At 41.4% G+C, this 17,591-nt stretch carries 21 protein-coding genes; 1 reads left to right on the top strand and 20 read right to left on the bottom strand.

What is annotated here, in order from left to right:
- Positions 1-309: 309 nt before the first annotated feature.
- The 7 genes from B6K08_RS12525 to B6K08_RS12495 form a co-directional block, all read right to left on the bottom strand.
- A complete protein-coding gene (locus B6K08_RS12525) occupies positions 310-1,449 on the bottom strand; it encodes a glycerate kinase family protein (protein ID WP_039210224.1) in 1,140 nt (379 codons plus the stop codon).
- A gap of 28 nt (positions 1,450-1,477) precedes the next feature.
- Positions 1,478-1,906 carry a YbjN domain-containing protein gene (locus B6K08_RS12520; RefSeq protein ID WP_039210218.1) on the bottom strand — a complete coding sequence of 143 codons (429 nt, stop codon included), beginning with the start codon at positions 1,904-1,906 and terminating at the stop codon, positions 1,478-1,480.
- The gene (locus B6K08_RS12515; protein WP_080326271.1) at positions 1,907-2,389 is read right to left on the bottom strand and encodes a 2-thiouracil desulfurase family protein; all 483 of its coding nucleotides are present in this window, start codon (positions 2,387-2,389) and stop codon (positions 1,907-1,909) included.
- An 81-nt stretch (positions 2,390-2,470) separates the two neighbouring features.
- Positions 2,471-3,871 carry an NADPH-dependent glutamate synthase gene (gltA, locus tag B6K08_RS12510; RefSeq protein WP_080326270.1) on the bottom strand — a complete coding sequence of 467 codons (1,401 nt, stop codon included), beginning with the start codon at positions 3,869-3,871 and terminating at the stop codon, positions 2,471-2,473.
- A gap of 6 nt (positions 3,872-3,877) precedes the next feature.
- Positions 3,878-4,717 (bottom strand): sulfide/dihydroorotate dehydrogenase-like FAD/NAD-binding protein, encoded by an 840-nt coding sequence (locus B6K08_RS12505; protein ID WP_080326269.1) that lies wholly within the window; start codon positions 4,715-4,717, stop codon positions 3,878-3,880.
- 21 nt (positions 4,718-4,738) lie between these two features.
- Positions 4,739-5,482, bottom strand: coding sequence for a methylenetetrahydrofolate reductase (locus B6K08_RS12500; protein ID WP_080326268.1), 744 nt, complete (start codon positions 5,480-5,482; stop codon positions 4,739-4,741).
- Positions 5,483-5,509: 27 nt separating this feature from the next.
- Complete coding sequence (locus B6K08_RS12495; protein ID WP_080326267.1) at positions 5,510-7,177, bottom strand: formate--tetrahydrofolate ligase; 1,668 nt, start codon at positions 7,175-7,177, stop codon at positions 5,510-5,512.
- 276 nt (positions 7,178-7,453) lie between these two features.
- Here B6K08_RS12495 and B6K08_RS12490 point away from each other — a divergent pair, with 276 nt between their 5' ends.
- Positions 7,454-7,645 carry a hypothetical protein gene (locus B6K08_RS12490; protein WP_039208912.1) on the top strand — a complete coding sequence of 64 codons (192 nt, stop codon included), beginning with the start codon at positions 7,454-7,456 and terminating at the stop codon, positions 7,643-7,645.
- Between the two features lie 96 nt (positions 7,646-7,741).
- On the opposite strand, the gene B6K08_RS12485 is transcribed toward B6K08_RS12490, so the two are convergent.
- From B6K08_RS12485 to B6K08_RS12430, 13 genes are all read right to left on the bottom strand, one after another.
- Entirely contained in the window at positions 7,742-8,047 is a 306-nt protein-coding gene (locus tag B6K08_RS12485) for a helix-turn-helix domain-containing protein (protein ID WP_039208915.1), read from the bottom strand.
- The gene (locus B6K08_RS12480; RefSeq protein WP_080326265.1) at positions 8,044-8,208 is read right to left on the bottom strand and encodes a type II toxin-antitoxin system RelE/ParE family toxin; all 165 of its coding nucleotides are present in this window, start codon (positions 8,206-8,208) and stop codon (positions 8,044-8,046) included. Before B6K08_RS12480 ends, B6K08_RS12485 begins: the two co-directional genes overlap by 4 nt.
- A gap of 655 nt (positions 8,209-8,863) precedes the next feature.
- A complete protein-coding gene (locus B6K08_RS12475; RefSeq protein ID WP_039208919.1) occupies positions 8,864-9,379 on the bottom strand; it encodes a tetratricopeptide repeat protein in 516 nt (171 codons plus the stop codon).
- Between the two features lie 57 nt (positions 9,380-9,436).
- Positions 9,437-9,841 carry a tetratricopeptide repeat protein gene (locus tag B6K08_RS12470; protein ID WP_039208923.1) on the bottom strand — a complete coding sequence of 135 codons (405 nt, stop codon included), beginning with the start codon at positions 9,839-9,841 and terminating at the stop codon, positions 9,437-9,439.
- Between the two features lie 162 nt (positions 9,842-10,003).
- On the bottom strand, positions 10,004-10,207 hold the full coding sequence (locus tag B6K08_RS12465; protein WP_039208927.1) for a hypothetical protein: 204 nt from the start codon (positions 10,205-10,207) through the stop codon (positions 10,004-10,006).
- Positions 10,208-10,497: 290 nt separating this feature from the next.
- The gene (locus B6K08_RS12460) at positions 10,498-11,574 is read right to left on the bottom strand and encodes a hypothetical protein (RefSeq protein WP_039208930.1); all 1,077 of its coding nucleotides are present in this window, start codon (positions 11,572-11,574) and stop codon (positions 10,498-10,500) included.
- 21 nt (positions 11,575-11,595) lie between these two features.
- Positions 11,596-13,131: an AAA family ATPase gene (locus B6K08_RS12455; RefSeq protein WP_039208932.1), complete on the bottom strand. Its 1,536-nt coding sequence runs from the start codon at positions 13,129-13,131 to the stop codon at positions 11,596-11,598.
- 21 nt (positions 13,132-13,152) lie between these two features.
- Positions 13,153-13,371, bottom strand: a complete 219-nt coding sequence (locus B6K08_RS13640; protein WP_143254929.1) for a hypothetical protein — start codon at positions 13,369-13,371, stop codon at positions 13,153-13,155.
- On the bottom strand, positions 13,344-14,750 hold the full coding sequence (locus B6K08_RS12450; protein WP_159446787.1) for a tetratricopeptide repeat protein: 1,407 nt from the start codon (positions 14,748-14,750) through the stop codon (positions 13,344-13,346). The genes B6K08_RS13640 and B6K08_RS12450 overlap by 28 nt, the downstream gene beginning before the upstream one ends.
- 163 nt (positions 14,751-14,913) lie before the next feature.
- Positions 14,914-15,411 (bottom strand): HD domain-containing protein, encoded by a 498-nt coding sequence (locus B6K08_RS12445; protein WP_159446786.1) that lies wholly within the window; start codon positions 15,409-15,411, stop codon positions 14,914-14,916.
- A gap of 59 nt (positions 15,412-15,470) precedes the next feature.
- The gene (locus B6K08_RS12440) at positions 15,471-16,136 is read right to left on the bottom strand and encodes a hypothetical protein (protein ID WP_039208942.1); all 666 of its coding nucleotides are present in this window, start codon (positions 16,134-16,136) and stop codon (positions 15,471-15,473) included.
- Positions 16,137-16,166: 30 nt separating this feature from the next.
- Positions 16,167-16,463 carry a hypothetical protein gene (locus B6K08_RS12435; RefSeq protein ID WP_039208946.1) on the bottom strand — a complete coding sequence of 99 codons (297 nt, stop codon included), beginning with the start codon at positions 16,461-16,463 and terminating at the stop codon, positions 16,167-16,169.
- A gap of 411 nt (positions 16,464-16,874) precedes the next feature.
- Positions 16,875-17,081, bottom strand: a complete 207-nt coding sequence (locus tag B6K08_RS12430; RefSeq protein WP_051533432.1) for a hypothetical protein — start codon at positions 17,079-17,081, stop codon at positions 16,875-16,877.
- Positions 17,082-17,591: the final 510 nt, after the last annotated feature.

The raw sequence follows: 17,591 nt of genomic DNA, 5'->3' as shown, positions 1-17,591 counted from the left end.
GTCGTAAACTAAAAATCAAGTCGGTTATGATTACAAAAAATACAGCTTTTTTTATTGCCAAGTATGAACCCTTGACAAAAAAATTATATTATTAAGGTCGCTACAGCAATAAACCTATAAAACATTAGGATTTGACATCAAAATTCAAAACCGCCCCAAATTGATGTCAAGCTAAAAACGCTGTAGCCCTTGTGTCCCAACGGTTTACGCCCCCTAGCTTCCTAAGTCTGCCAATTCCACCACGCCCGCAAACTTTACTAAGTATATCAATCTTTAGGCTTTTTTGTCAAGGATGGCGAATATGGCCTATTATATTTTTACTTTCAAAAGCCGCATGGCCTGTTCCACTGTGTCAATCATATTCTGCCTTGCATTTTTCGGCTCCATGGCCTCGGAAAGAGATACAACTCCACGCAAAATAGGGAAAAATGCATCTATACCGTGTTCGTTACAAGCAGTGGCCTCTGGGGTTACACAGCCTGCAAAGGCAATAACCGGCTTATTGTATTTTTTGGCAATTCGGGCCGCACCCACAGGAGCCTTTCCCATTACAGTCTGGCCGTCAAGACGCCCCTCACCGGTAATGACCAAATCCGCCTTGGATATATGGTCTTCCAGCTTGGTTTCTGCCAAAACAATCTCTATACCGGATTCCAGGGTGGCATTTGTAAATGTGAGAAAAGCAAAGCCCATTCCACCGGCCGCCCCAGCTCCGGGAGCATTGGCATCGGCATGAGAATATTTTTCCTTGGATATACGGGCATAATCTCCCATCCACTTGTCCATTAAAGCTATATCCTCAGGACTGGCGCCCTTCTGTAGGCCATAAATTGCACTGCAGCCCTTCTCACCGCAAAGAGGATTGGTTACATCACAGGCTATACGGAATGAACATTCCTTCAACTCTGGTGTTACCCTGCTGTCATCAATACGGCAAAGGACCTTTAATCCCGCTGCTCCAAAAGGAACTGGATTGCCATCTGCATCCAGCATATCATAGCCAAGGGCTTGAAGCATACCAACGCCACCGTCATTGGTGGCACTGCCTCCAATACCGATTATGAAATGACGGCAGCCCTTGTGCATTGCATCCAGCAAAATCTCGCCAACACCATAGGTGGTGGTATAAAGAGGATTGCGCTTGTTATCGGGCACCAAAGTAATACCTGCAGCAGCAGCCATTTCTACAATGGCTGTTTTCCCGTCAGATAAAATACCATACTGAGCCAGTATCTTATTTCCCAGAGGACCAGTAACCTCTATACTCTGCAGCTTTCCCCCCATGCCAAGGGTCAATGCCTCCACTGTGCCCTCACCGCCATCAGCCAGCGGCAAAACCTTTGTTACTGCCTCAGAATACACCTTCTTAATACCGGTCTCAATAGCCTTACCAGCTTCCAAGGAAGTCAAGCTTCCCTTTAATGAGTCAATAGCGATAACAATATTCATGGCTCTCTCCTATGCAGCTCTCACTATATTATTTTACGGCAGACAAGATATTTTTATATTCCTTAGTAAGATAATTCAGAATAATATTCATCATGGCATTGGCCTGATCCCCATCCATCTTACCGTCAGGATTCATCATGCAGCATGTAAGAATCAGGCTGCCATCGGTATCTACAACATATTTAAAAGGCTTCAGCGTAATATTCCAGTTGTTAATCGCCTCATAAACCTTGGCTTTATTTGTGTCATTCACTACACTGCTGGCAATCTGAACCTGCATTACAGAAAATGCACTTTCATCCACCACAATAATAAACGGAATGTTCTGGCCTTCCACACTGAAGGCAGAGCGAAATACTGATGTCTTCAGCTGATCGTTCATATCCTGGCGGGTGAACATGGTTAAATTATGACTAGTTAAATACTCCTGAAAAATTTCTGCCTTTTTACTCATCATTTATGCCTCCCAGTACATTGCAATTATTCGCTGTAATGTATTTTCATCAAGATCCTTTTCAGAATAGACCTTTACTCCATTCTGTTTTAATAACGCAGCCGTAACACCTTCTCCATCAATTTTGTTGCCACTAAAGCTGCCATCATAAATAACATCCTTGCCACAAGAGGGGCTGTTCGCCTTTAAAATAGCCACCTGAACTCTGTGCTTTTTCACAATATCCAGAATATTTTTGGCCCCCTGGATAAAATGTGCTGTCACATCTTTCCCATCTTTATTGACTACCTTTGCTGTTCCCTTCAGCACATCACGTCCATCACCATTCTGAAGCTCAGCTGGTGGCCGTGGTATAGGCAAATTACCTGCAGATTCGGGACAGATAGCCGTCAAATAGTGGCTATAACGCATCAGAAGCTCATTGTCATTAGAGCCCCCACTATACTTAACTTTATTTCCTAATAGACACGATGAAACTAAAATCATTTTAAAACTTCAAACCTTATACTTACACAGAAGTGGGCTGATGCAATAACAGCACCAACCCACTGAACCTACACACTTACTTTATTTCTTGCTTTTGAGGTACTCATCAATGGCTGCAGCAGCCTTCTTGCCGGCACCCATTGCTAAAATAACAGTTGCTGCACCTGTAACAATATCACCACCGGCAAATACACCTTCCTTGGTAGTGGCACCAGTTTCCTCGTCAGCAATAATATTGCCACGCTTGTTGGTATCCATACCTGGGGTAGTAGAGGCCACAATTGGGTTAGGGCCATTACCGATAGCCATGATTACGGTGTCCACATCCAGTTCAAACTCAGAGCCTTCAATGGCCACCGGACGACGACGGCCAGAAGCATCAGGCTCACCCAGCTCCATGCGGATGCACTCCAGGGACTTCACCCAACCATTTTCATCACCAATAATTTCCACAGGATTATTGAGGAGCTTAAAGTCAATACCCTCCTCCTTAGCGTGATGAACCTCCTCAGCACGAGCTGGAAGTTCAGCCTCACTGCGGCGATATACAATATAAACCTTATCAGCACCCAAACGCAGAGATGTACGGGCAGCATCCATGGCGACATTACCGCCACCTACTACAGCCACCTTCTTACCCATGGCAATTGGAGTTGCATGATTTGGGAAATCATAAGCCTTCATGAGATTGCAACGGGTAAGGAACTCATTGGAGGAATATACTCCATTGAGGCTTTCACCCGGAATATTCATAAAATGAGGAAGGCCAGCACCAGTACCAACGAATACAGCATCAAAGCCCATCTCATCCATCAGTTCATCTACAGTAAAGAGACGCCCGGCAATGGAATTAACCTCAATGGTAACGCCCATCTTCTGAAGATTATCAATCTCACGCTTAACAATTTTATCCTTAGGGAGACGGAACTCCGGAATTCCATAGGACAGTACACCACCAGCCACATGAAGTGCTTCAAAAATAGTAACCTTGTAGCCCTTGCGAGCCAAATCACCAGCACAAGTCAGGCCGGAAGGACCAGCACCGATGATGGCAACCTTCTGAGCATCAGGAGCAAACTCAATAGGCTTAACTTCTTCGTTCTTGTCCAGCTGGTAATCAGCCACAAAACGTTCCAGGCGGCCAATAGCCACGGATTCCCCCTTATGAGTAAGGACACAGTTCTTCTCGCACTGATTTTCCTGTGGGCATACACGGCCACAAACTGCTGGCAGGGAGCTTGACTCCTTGATAATGCTGATAGCACTGTCAAAATCTCTTTCCTTGATTTTGCCGATAAATGCAGGAATATCAATACCTACAGGACAGCCAGGACGGCACTGGGGATTCTTGCAGCCGAGACAACGGTTGGCCTCAGCCACGGCAGTTTCCTCATCATAGCCCAAAGCTACCTCCTGAAAATTATGAGCACGAACCTGTGGGTCCTGCTCAGGCATTTTATGCTTTTCCAATACAAGAGCCATGACCAATTACCTCCCAAGACCGATATTGCAAACATGCTCCTTGGCCTTTGCTTCCTGTTCACGGAACATACGGCCACGGGACATGAGATTATTGAAATCTACCAGATGACCATCAAACTCAGGGCCATCAACACAAGCGAACTTCATCTCGTCGCCCACCTGCACACGACAGCCACCGCACATACCGGTACCATCAACCATTACAGGGTTCAAGGAAACGATAGTCTTAATTCCCAGCGGACGGGTAGCATCGCAGACGCTCTTCATCATAATGCCAGGGCCAATGGCAGTAACCTGGTCAATCTTCTCCCCACGGTCCACCAGCTGCTGAAGTGCAGTAGTAACAAAGCCCTTCACACCATAAGAGCCATCATCAGTAGCAATAATAACCTCATCGGAAATAGCTCTCATCTTATCCTCAAAAATCAAAATATCCTTGGTCTTGGCACCCATAATGGAAATAACCTTGTTGCCAGCCTCATGCATAGCACGGGCAATAGGGTAAACAGGAGCAACGCCAATACCGCCACCAATGCACACAACGGTTCCCATATTACCATTAATTTCAGAAGGCTGTCCCAAAGGACCAGCGAAGTCCACAATGGAATCCCCCTCATTGAGGGCACTAAGCTGCATGGTGGAAGCACCAAGAACCTGGAAAATCAAGGTAATAGTACCCTTTTCCACATCAAAATCAGCAATGGTAAGAGGAATACGCTCCCCCTTCTCATCTACACGCAATACGATAAACTGGCCGGCCTTTGCCTTTTTAGCCACTCTTGGAGCCTCAATATCCATGTGGAAAATACCAGGAGACAGCTCCTTTTTGTACATAATCTTAAACATTGTCTACTCTCCTTAATACACTTAACCTAAAACACCCTGGAGATAAGCTTCCAGATTACTCTTAATAGGCATGAGATAAAGATTTGCATCCCTTTCCTCAGCAAACTTCAATGCTTTCTTGGAAAACTCAATGCTCCATTCCAAAGTAGGCTGGAATCCTTTAGGGAAAATTACATTATTCTTAAGCTCCCAATAGCTCTGGGACCGCTCGGACATAACAGGGGACACCCCCCAGTACACATTCTGTCCATCCAGCATATCCGCATACATTTCCATAAAACGGATATCAAAGAAAGGCTGGGTAAAGAAGCCAACAGCTCCCGCCTGCAGCTTGCGCTGAATGCGATAAAGCTCCTGACGCATGCTTCCACGATACTGGTCAATACCAGCATAAACCTTCACCTCCGGCATCTCCTGATGGAACTTGGAAATAACATCGGTGGTAACAGTAGGATAAAATTTATGGCTCATGTCCTGAGGCGGATCACCTTCAATGACCAACACCTCAGTAATACCACTCTGACGAAGCTCCGGACGCATGGAAAGCGGCTGTGACAAGTCCACATCAATGGCTCTTATATGCGGCATTACAGCAGGAAAATACTCCTGAGCAATAGCCGCCCCCTGCCAGCTTCTCATATCAAATCTCAGCAGGTCAGGAATATTGATCAGCTCCACCCCTGGAGCATTCTTCTTAACTATCTGCAAATCCTCCCGCAGTCCGTCTTCGCTGCGGGGAATGAGTTCAACGGAAATTCTCCCCATTTTTTTCACTTCTTTTCGCTTAAAACTTTAGAACAAACCAGTAATTTTACCATTTACATCTATATCCATATTCTCAGCCGCCGGCTTTTTAGGAAGTCCCGGCATGGTGAGAATATCTCCTGTAAGTGCCACGATAAAGCCTGCTCCCGCAGAAATACGAAGCTCCTTGACGGTAATCTTAAAATTCTTAGGACGGCCCAGCTTGGTTGGGTCATCAGACAGAGAATACTGGGTCTTGGCCATACATACAGGCATCTTATCCAGCCCAAGCTCCTCAATTTCCTTTAGCTGCTTCATGGCAGGGCCAGTGAATACAACACCATCGCCGCCGTAAACGCGCTTAACGATGGCCTCAATTTTCTCTGGAATGGACTGCTCCACCTCATAGGTGAAGTTGAAATTATTAGGCTTTTCAGTAGCTGCCAACACCTTTTCAGCGAGGGCAATACCGCCTTCGCCACCCTTGGCCCAAACCTCGGAAAGGGCTACCTCAGCACCAAGCTCATTGCATTTCTTCTCAACGAAGTCCAGCTCCTCCTTGGTATCCGTAGGGAAAGCATTAATAGCCACCACAGCAGGAAGGCCAAAGGCCTTAACGGTTTCAATATGCTTAATAAGGTTTTCAAGACCCTTTTCCAAAGCGGACATATCAACCTTGCCCAGCTCTGTCTTAGGCAGACCGCCATGCATCTTTAAAGCACGGACAGTAGCTACAATAACCACTGCAGAAGGCTTCAGACCAGCAAAGCGGCATTTTATATCCAGGAATTTCTCAGCACCAAGGTCAGCACCGAAGCCTGCCTCAGTAACCACGATATCTGCGTATTTAAGAGCGAATTTAGTTGCCATGACGGAGTTACAGCCATGGGCAATATTGGCGAAAGGACCGCCGTGAATAAGAGCTGGTGTCCCCTCAAGAGTCTGTACCAAATTAGGCTTAATGGCATCCTTAAAGAGCAATGTCAATGCACCAGTTACATTCAGCTCATCAGCCCGAACAGCACGGCCATCACGTGTATATGCCACCACGATTTGACCAAGGCGCTTCTTCATGTCCTCCAAGTCAGTGGCCAGACACAAAATAGCCATCATTTCAGAGGCCACAGTAATATCAAAGCCAGTCTCACGAGGAACGCCATGGGCCTTGCCTCCCATGCCGATTACCACATGACGGAGAGCACGGTCATTCAGGTCCAGTACACGCTTCCAAGCGACACGGCGAACATCAATATCCAAGGCATTCCCCTGCTGGATATGATTGTCAATAACCGCCGCCAGCAAATTGTGGGCTGTGGTAATAGCGTGGAAATCGCCGGTGAAATGAAGGTTAATATCCTCCATAGGCACCACCTGGGCATAACCCCCGCCTGCAGCACCACCCTTTAAACCAAAGCATGGACCAAGGGAAGGCTCACGAAGAGCAACAGCAATGTTCTTCCCCATCTTATGAAAGGCATCTGCCAAACCAACACTGGTGGTAGTCTTTCCTTCTCCGGCAGGAGTAGGATTAATTGCGGTAACCAAAATCAGCTTGCCATCCTCATTGGTCTTTACCTTGTTCCAGGCATCCAGAGAAATCTTAGCCTTATATTTGCCATACATCTCCAAATCATCTTCAGCAATGTTCAGGGACTTGGCCACCTGGGCTATAGGCTGCATTTTAGCTTCCTGGGCAATCTCAACATCAGTTTTCATTTAGCATCCTCCTAAAATCCAATCCAACTATCGCTCATATTAACTTTGTGTAAAATTACACTAGAATATTATACTATAAATAAAACACCATGCCAACAAAGAGAATTCCATATAGAAAACAATATCATAGATAGCTTCTTCTCCCATTTAGTTGACTTTTTATACCATCAGTGATATCATTAAAATGATATTCACATATATAAAAATTTAGCTTTTTATGTATATCCAAAAATGGTATAATTTTACAAAAGATAACTTACGGAAAGCGTGATGTATATGAGTCTTGAACTTAAACTTATGGAATCCTACAATGATGGCCTCTCCAAGGGCATTATCAAGGGTGAAAATGCCGCAAATCGTCGTACTGCCATGCGTATGCTGAAGGCTGAGGAGCCTATTGAAAAAATTATCAAGTACACCAGCCTCACTGAAGAAGAAATCCAGGTATTGGTAGGACAGGTTCGGTAAACTGACAACTATTAATAATGTGACGCGATCTAAAATGCCAGGAAGTTAGCTGTTGCTATGCTCCCTGGCATTTTTGTATTTGTACATCGATATTACTTATTCAATTATAATTTTTGAAGGCAATGGCACAATAGCAAGGGTCTTTCCCATAGCCGCAAGCACCTTAAGCATCGTATCTAATTGCGGATTCGTATCCCCACGCTCAATGCGTGCTATCTGTGGCTGCTTGACCCCGCTTATAGCTTCCAAATCTCTTTGACTAAGTCCTTTTTCTTGCCTGGCTTTAATCATGGCTGTGATGAGTTCAGCTCTTAAATCACTCTCTGCTATCTCCTCCGGAGTAAAATGCTCCTTATCAAATTCTTCATCCCATATAGGGAAACCACCCTTTGTATAATTCATGCATTTCCCTCCCGTTCCTTGAAGTCCAATAGTTCTCTTTTAGCCTGCTCTATTTCTTGCTTTGGTGTTTTCTTGGTTTTCTTTATGAAACTATGCAGTAACACAAAAGCACCATCTACCCAACCAGCAAATAATCTGTCCTTACTATTGATTTGTTCCAACTCATTTCAAGTAATCTAATAATTGAGATTTTCCTTTTTATCTACATAAAAAACTATCTTATGCATTTAATTGGCCTTTCATAGTTATGATAACATATTAGTTATCATAATACAATAATATATCTATCAAGTATCAAATTATTATCTTTTCTTTATATTATCATATTTATTGTAATTTTTCTACTATTTTTAGATTTTCTCTAAATTTTTAAATAATTTTTTATGTTTTGCCTTATAATATTATAGTTTTCTCCAATATATTTACTTAATATAACTATTAATTGATTGTTAATCACAGATACATTACAATTTGAATGCACATATTATTACTGTGAGGTGCTTCAAATGAACAGATCAGAAATTGCTCTGCTTAAAGGCCCCAACTCCGTAAATACCGATCTTATGTCGCCAGAAGAACTCAAATCCTTTTTCTAAAAGGGAGTAGATGATACCAATAATGGCAATACTAAACCCGCCAAAGAAATTTTCGCACTTTTTCGGAAAACTCATGAAAATGATTGAGTATACACCGGCCTCCCCATAGAACAGATTCAGGAGCTGGCCAAGGAAATTTAATACTTTACTGCAAAAAACTTATCCCGTCTGACAGGTAGCGTAATGCCACCATCAGGCGGGATTTTTGTATTAGTCAAAACTAATCTTTCGTCATTTCATAGGCCAGTTGATAGGACTCCCATTGTTTAGGCTTCTTTTCTGCAAATGCCAAACCTTCTTCAGCAGCCTTCCGATACCAAATTAAAGCTTTTTCCTTGTCTTGATTCTCTCCACTTGCATACTCATTTCCAAGAACAAACATGGCATAGGTGCCTCCAGCCTCTGCAGCCTTTTGATACCATTTCAAGGCTTCATTTTTATCCTGCTCCACACCGAATTTCCCATGTTCGTAAGCATAACCCCGTTGTATCATATCATATACGTCATTTTCATTCGTTTGCGACAAAACATCCATTATAATTCCGTCCCAAAGTCCGCCCCCTATCATCGCCCCACCAATCATAAAGGATGGTCCAATCGTAACCTTCTCTGCTACCTGGCGATACAAGTCCATGGCTTTCGTCTTATCCTGCTCAACTCCTTTGCCAGACTCATAGGAACGGGCCAACAAAAGAACAGCCTTAAGATTTCCGGCACATTTATCATGCTTCTTCATTTTATCTTCACCTCACCAGTAAGATACGCGTTACATTTTTTATGCTGTGCAGCCTATTCAAACCAATAAAAATGATTCCGTGTAATTACCATCATTATATTGCCTGTCAGCAAGCACAATTTGCGCTTTTAAATTATCTGACTTGGCCAAAGACTCAACTGTATCATCTTGTAAGTCAGAATAATTTATTGCATGTGACAGGACATATAATGCTTCCCTGTACTCCTGCTGGGCAGCTTTAATATACCATTCGATAGCTTTAGTCCTGTCTGCTTCCACGCCAAAACCATTCCAATAATAAAATCCTGTTTTATACTGCCCCTGGGGATTCCCCAATTCGGCGGAGCGACGATAACATTCAAATTTATCTTTGTCATCATCTAATTGCCCAGCAAGACTAAGGCATTCTTCTGCTGATTTATTATCTAATTCCCTTATTTGGTCTTTCATTAGCTTTGCCATGTTGATTACACCCCTTCAAACTACATATTATAAATCCAGGTCCCCTACCATCCATCATGAAGAAGACTTCTCTTATCATTTACTATAAAGACGACTTTTCCCGTCTGACGGTTCAAAAGCAACCAGCAGACGGGATTTCTCATAGGGTTCTATTACGTTGTATCAATATACTTTCAGAATTTTCCATACATGCCGCTCACTAAACTTTCCACCGCAGCCCAGTGAACTTGGTCCCCCGTTGGTGGTTGTGGTAACCTGCATACCGCATTTGTCGCATTGATAAAGAGTAGGTCTGGCAGCGTAAGCCACTGCAACAATACTAAGAATTGAAATGATCGTTATCAACGCAATTACTTTCTTCTTCATGTTTGTCACACTCCCTCTTTAAATGTCTGCATAAAATGATACCAAACCATACCTACATGTTAGCAGATAATACAGCTAACTCTTTTTGATTAGTCTCATTTTAGCATCAATGGAATGTGTTTTTGTTTACCCGGTGGGTAAATATTCAGTTGCTTTTAAAAGAATTTAATATAGATCAAATATCATTAAAACCGGCATAGTCCCTACTAAACTTCATAAAACAAACCTATTAGAACATCGTCAGATGTACCTGCAAGCGGGATGAAGTAATGTTTTATTGCATCACTTCATCAGTTAAAAAAGAATTCAAAAAGTTTTTGGCCAACATTTTTAACAGTATCCCATGCCTTTTGAAGCACTGGTTTGGCCACTTCCTTAATGTGTTTTGCTGCTTTGCAGATAGTACTTCCAATAGTCGATCCAGCCAGTTTTCCTACAGCCGCCCCCACATAAGTTCCTACTGTTATGGTTACTGGAGCTAAGAAAGGAACATAGGCTGCCATGGCCATGCCAATTTTCTGCCCTATTTGACGACCAAATTTTTCCCCGGCATTGGCAAAACCTCTGGACACCTGCACTGTAGCTATATTTTCCGCCATATCCAAAGCCTGGGCACCGCTTATATCTCCATCGGCGTACTGAAGCATTACTTTTGCCTGTTCCACACCTCCACTGGCAATGTCAGTCAAAGTGCTTACTGGGGTTTCTTTATCAAAAATTGGCAAATACCCCTTTTGCGCTCCCACCACCAAGGCCGCCGAAACAGCTTTTTTTACCTCCTTATCATCACCATTGCGGATAGCATCTGCCAGACCGGCTACATTTTCACTTATGGCACCACATTCCTCTGCCATGGCAAAGCCCTCGCCAGCCACTACTCCAGCCAAAGAGCCAACGGATATTTCATCTGTAAGCTGTCGTATCAATCCCCTACTTTCTTCTTTTGTCCAGTCATATTCACCAGATGCTTCCTCATTATGCACTTCCTTAAACGTGCCGCCTTCAATTGTTACGATAGCTTCTTCATTATGCTTATGAATTTCCTGATTTGCCTTGAACAGCGTCTTCCCAAATTCTTTTTCTGATAATTCTGACAAGGATTCCTTCAAGCGGCCTTCCAGCCATTCAGCTTTGGTATCACCATCTTGCAGTGCTTCATTCAGAGAAGACATTTCCCCATCGAAGGAATTTATTTCTTGTTCAATGATGCTTTTTATTTCCTCTTGGTTACCACTGCCAGTTTCGGGCAAATCCTCCGCCAGAGTGTCTGCCAGCCAGTTCGCGTTATCCCCCATGGCCCCAGTAACATATTTTTCTACCACGGCCTGAAGCAAATTTCCCTGTTCCTGGTTCAATTCTTTTTCCATCAGTTTCACCCTCTGTCACGGTTAATAAGAAGCATTTTTAAAGTGTCTGTCCGAATATTCCTTGGACATTGTTTCGATTTCTTCTTTCATAATCTTTGACAATGAGGCCGTATTTTTTATAGCCATCAATATATGTTTAGTTGTAATTGGCGAAGGTTTAATGTTAGATAACTGTTCTACAAATGCCTGTTCAACAGCTTCCTTAACCACGCCCTCAATATCCGCTCCACTATAGCCCTCGGTCTCCTTTACCAGCATTTGAATATCAATACTGTCTACAGGCTGTTTACGTTTTTTTATATGAATTTGGAATATTTTTGCCCGTTCCATAGGTGTTGGCAAGCCAACATAAAAAATCTCATCAAAACGACCTTTTCTAAGGAGTTCCGGTGGCAAATGAGAAATATTATTGGCGGTAGCCACCACAAAAGCCATGCCTTCCTTTTCCTGCATCCAGGTCAAGAAGATACCAAATAATCTGGTAGTGACCTCACTTCCACCTCCGCCACTACTAATCCCGGCAAAGGCTTTTTCCAGTTCATCAATCCATAATACGCAAGGTGAAATTGCCTCAACCAGTTGTATTGCCCGACGCATATTTGACTCAGATTCCCCCACATATTTTCCCATAAGCCGCCCCATATCCATACGCAGCAACGGTACACCGAATAAGGAGGATGCCGCCTTGGCATTTAATGACTTACCGCATCCTGGCAATCCGGCAATAAGTACCCCTTTTGGCACATCCACCCCAAATTCCTTGGCCCTGTCGATATGTTTAAATACCCTGGCTTTGGACTCCAGCCATTTCTTTAGATTTTCCAAACCGCCAATATCCGATATTTTCTCCTTTACCTGCACCATTTCCATAATGCCGGATTTTTGTACCAACTGTCGTTTGTGTTCATGGACAAGCACCAAATCTGCCCGGTCTATTACCCCATCGTTGGTCACCGCCAATGCCAGAATGTTTTTTATTTCGAACTCCGACAAGCCCTTAAAGGCAAAGGCCAACTCCTTTAAAAAATCTTCCATTGGCTCACTTATATTCTCTTCTTCGCAAAAATTCCGAATAACATCTTCTATATCCGCCACTTCCATGATATCCAGCGGCAGTGTGGTTATATAATGCTCTAGGTTTTTGGGTACCTTTAGTTGGGAAGACACAATAACAATATTTGCATCTTTCAAGTTACCGGAAACTATTTCTTCCGACAGAAACTTCAGCTGAGCAACCACTTTCGGATCATCCAACAACTCATAGGCATCCTTTACCAATAAAATCCGTCGTTCAAGGTTAAACCGCTGGGCAAATTTTTCATTGTCCATGGCATCCTTGTCGGCAAAATTATTCAGTGCTTCAATCAGAGACAGGCCTTCCCTTTTTTCGTCAGTTTTGTTATAGAATAATCCCCTAACATTCCATTCTAGTATTTCCCGATTCCCCGAAGCCTCCTGTACTATCTGCTTTACTTTATCTTCTTCAAAAGTTTCTATATATATTATTGGGAATCCCGCATCCATATAGAGAGACATTTTGTTTACCAGATTATCCATTTCCTCACCATCTTTTTACTTTTACCACCTAAACAGATTATCAAAAAATCTTTCAGCAGGACTTTTAAGAGGATCATTTAACCGTCTCTGTGCCTCTTCAAGTTCCTCTCGAGCCTCTCTCATCAGTTCATGCATTTCGTGCATTTCTTTTTCCATAGACTTATCCCGAGCATTGTTAGAGCGTTTTATCTGCATTATTTTAGCAGATTTATTTACCCTAGCAGTAGCATTTTCCAGCATAGTTTGACTCGAAACATGTTTTTTTCTGCACCTCTTTTAAACCACTTAATGGCCTCATTATGATTCTTTCCTACAATGTAGCCTGTATAATAGCAAATTCCAATTTTATAGATTGCATCTATCATTCCTTTCTCAGCGGCAGCTTTATATAATTCGAATGCCGTAGCTAAATCTTTTTCAACACCTTGTCCGTTTTCATAATTTACAGCTAAGTTATACTGTCCCATAGGATATCCTTTTTTGCTAGCCATAAAATAATATTCGTTAGCTTTTTCATGATTACCATTTTCATCCGCCAACACACCCAATCGATTGATAGCTTTACAATGATTATGTAAAAGAATAATATGCTTGCATTTTTCCATAATATCTTCAGGTACTTCATAATAGTTGTCCCATTTTAAGCATAATACTTCAAAAGCAGCAAACGGATCACCTTCCAATGCCTGTTTAAATAGATTATCTTTTATCTTACTAAATTCATTTTCAAACTCTCCAGTTTCCTTGGGATACACATATAGTCCCTGCACTTTTACCGTAGGATCATCACTTTTTAAGCATTCTTTTCGGCACTCAATTTCATACTCTTTATCGCGATAAAGTGAACCAAAGGCATTGATATTGTTATCAACCAAAAAGTAATATGCCCTCAGGTTACCACTTTTAGCTTCGTTCTTAAATATTTCTATAGATTCCTCAAACTTATTTTCCAAATAAAGCTTCTCTGCCTTGGCCTCTTTTTCCCCATATTTCTGGTTAATCCACTCGAAGAAATCCAAGGATTTATATTCCGTTTTATTTTTTGCTTGTATTGGTTGCAGGCGCTCTGGCAAAGTCACATTGACAAACTTGATATCATTATCCCCTATTTCCTTATACTCCTTGGCATTAATAGAAATTTGTGGATTGTTGACACCAATATAGGTCATATCCTTACGCCGTATAGGAATACTAAATTTATCACCATACAAATAGATTGTAGTGACATCTTCATCTAACAAATCTACCAGTTCCTCTTGGTCAAATGCCACCCATTCAGCATTATCAATTACAGTGGTATCACTGGTTACTTGACGCAGTATAGCCTTCTTCTCATTAATTCGTTGCAGGTTATCAATATCAGTCTTATCTATTTCCGTATACTCAACGCCCAGTATGGCACACAGTTTTTTATTAAGCTCCTCATCATCTTTGTCCAGAGCACTTATTTTTTCAGCCTCTTCATCATAATAGTTGTTTTCCAGCCACTTCTGAAGCTTTCCAGATATAAAATGACCCAAAACACTTTGCATATCAAAGTGCTTCCTCAAATCTTCAATATTAGCTCGAACCATGGTACCATCTGCCATTTCCAACGGCAATTTTAAATTTCTTGCCATAATAGAACACCACCCCATAACAGAAAAAATACTAATTGTCCGTACATGAGACTTCCCTTGTTTTCTTTTTTTAGTTTAGGGAACTTGTTGATATCTATTGGCCCTCACTCACGGAAAATCATTTCCTTACCACATTTTTAATGGGTAAATTGCATTTTATTATTCAATTATTTCCCACATTTTTTAATATTTTTTTTGTAATTTTCTCAAAATCTTTTCTTGATTTTTTACCTTCCAATTCTTTATCTATCTCTGACAAATTATCTTCACAATTTTTCATTTCTACATTTAATTTGTCTATTTTGTCACATATTCGCAGAATGGCACTTCTCAACTTTAATCTCGCAGGACAGAATTTTCCTTTGTGATTTGATATTAATTCTATGATATCCTCCTTATCACTATCATCATATTTATATATTTTGAAAACATTCTTTATAATTTTTACTTCATTATGTTTTTCTTTATCAATAATTCTTCCTACATCATGTAACCATGCAGCTTTAATTAAAACCGCCCTATCAGTTCCTTTAATATTTAATTTTTTTGCATAATCTTCACATAATTTCACAACTCGTTCTGAGTGCTTTATCCTCTTATTTTTATAAAAATCTTTGAATATTCTTCTACATAATTTCTCTGCGGCTTTTATATCTTTCATATATTTATTCCTCCAATATTTTGCACACTTTTTTCTAACATACATACGAAAACACAATTTTATTTCTTTTTTGCGCCACAGTTCTGGCAAAAATTACCACTATTAACCTGTCCACAATCGCAAGTCCAATTTCCTTCCAAGGGGTGTTCAGTATTAGTTTGCGATATTTCAAGTTGCTCTACAGATATAGTATCAGGTTGAACCTCAATAGTTTTTAAAGTGCCATTATCATCAACAAAATCCTTTATCTTATTTGCGAAGGCTGCTCCAGCTTTATTTGAAAAATTGTAGCCCATAAATCCACCTACAAGGATACCAACTGGTAACCCTATACCTGTACCCTCTAAACCTGTGACAACTATCTTAATAATTCCAAGCAATATTGCATTTTTATAAAACGCAAACTTAATGCTATTCATTACAGGAACCAACAATTTGTCAAAATTATTCATTATGGGCAAGTCTATTTTCTTGCAAAGTCGATTATATAATACAAACAAATTAAGCGTAGTAGCTATTCCCATAGTTGGTAAAACTCCAGCCACTATTCCAGATATTGAATGTTGATTTATAACAGTTTTTAACTCATCTTTTATACTTTTTTCATATATATCAAGTAAAGATTCGTTCTCTTGGGCCGAATCAGCAAAATAATTCGTTACTATATCTGCATTTTCAACTACTGTAGACATATTTTCCATTTTAACCGGATTGTTATTTTCCATTTTTATAAACCTCCCCGTAAAAAATAAACTTTACCCTTCATATCCTTCAGGATACTCCACAAACAAACCAAATCTCCTTGGCCCAATAGGTCTGCCCATTATGAACTGGCGTATTTCCTGAGAATACCTCTGTAAACTCAACAGCTTCTCCCTTTCCTTGGCTGACACGCTGTTATCATAATCCAAAGCATCCACCTGGGCATCCAGTACTTCTATATATTTATGCAATTTTTCCATCAAAAAGTACTTATCATCAAGAGTAGTAACATCTTCTGCTTCCACCCGAATCAAATCCAAATCTTTCTGCGTCACTTTAATAATAGCCATAAACGCTCCCTCCCATAACCGTTGCTTACTCACAATACAAATTCCAACTTACTGGCCATATAATTTATGCTCTTTCCCACTGTGGCTTATGTTTACCATCTGGGCTAGATGGACATTTTCCCGATGGCGGTGTAGGAGCCCTGTTTGGCCTCCCCTGTGTATCTGATATACTTTTCACTTCGGATCTCTTGCCACAATATTTACATATTCCTTCCCATTTTACGATACTCATAATCCATTACCTCCCTCACCCTACATTCTTCTGTTAACCGTCCATACATGAGGTTTTCCGTTTTTACGTTTTGGGCACCTTCCTGGCTGTGGTTTACCGCGCACCGCCGGCATTACTTTCTTAGCGCCACAATGCGAACACATATATTCAATGAATGGATTAGCCATAATCGTTCCCCCCTATACCTTGCACTCATACTTCGGGCAACTGCCCCCAGCGGGCTGTTTTGTTCCAAAATTTTTACAGACATTCCATACCTTGTCATCAAATTCCCAAAATCCGCCCACAATATTCTTTGGGGCTATGGCACTGTTTGCCGGATCATACCAATATTTGCAAAATGCACAACACCTAGAATGGGTCTTTACATTGAATGTCTTCATCATACCCCTCGCGCCTCCAATACAAAAGCGCCCGCTCTGCCCTGTGAAAATCAGCACACACCTATATTGTGTATACCCACCTTCATTCTGGCAGAAACGGACGCAATAATTTTCTATATATTTCTCTATATTCAGAAACTGCATTATACATCATAATCAATCACCTTGGCTGACATTTCTTATACATCTGTAAATACAATATCCAAATTCCAATCTTAAAATGACTCTTTTTTAACTTTAACTCACTCTCCATATAGTCAAGTGTTTTCTTCAGTAAAATCAATACTTCTTTGAGTCCTCATAATGAATGAAGCTAAGGTTATGGAGTGATCTTCACCTCATACAGGGCAGATATATAGTGTTAATGGGTATACCAAATAAAACGTCATCACTAAACTATTTTAAATGGCCTCGATGTAATACCCATCCCTATATGGCAGCTCACCTCTCATGTCCAACAGGATCATCCCAACAAGGGGAGTCCTCACTTCCTTCGTTCTGCCTATCCATAAC

The organism is Anaerovibrio lipolyticus DSM 3074 (assembly GCF_900141865.1).
Classification (GTDB): Bacteria; Bacillota; Negativicutes; order Selenomonadales; family Selenomonadaceae; genus Anaerovibrio; species Anaerovibrio lipolyticus.
Note: the sequence above shows the minus strand (reverse complement) of the source record. Positions and strands in the feature narration are given on the sequence as shown.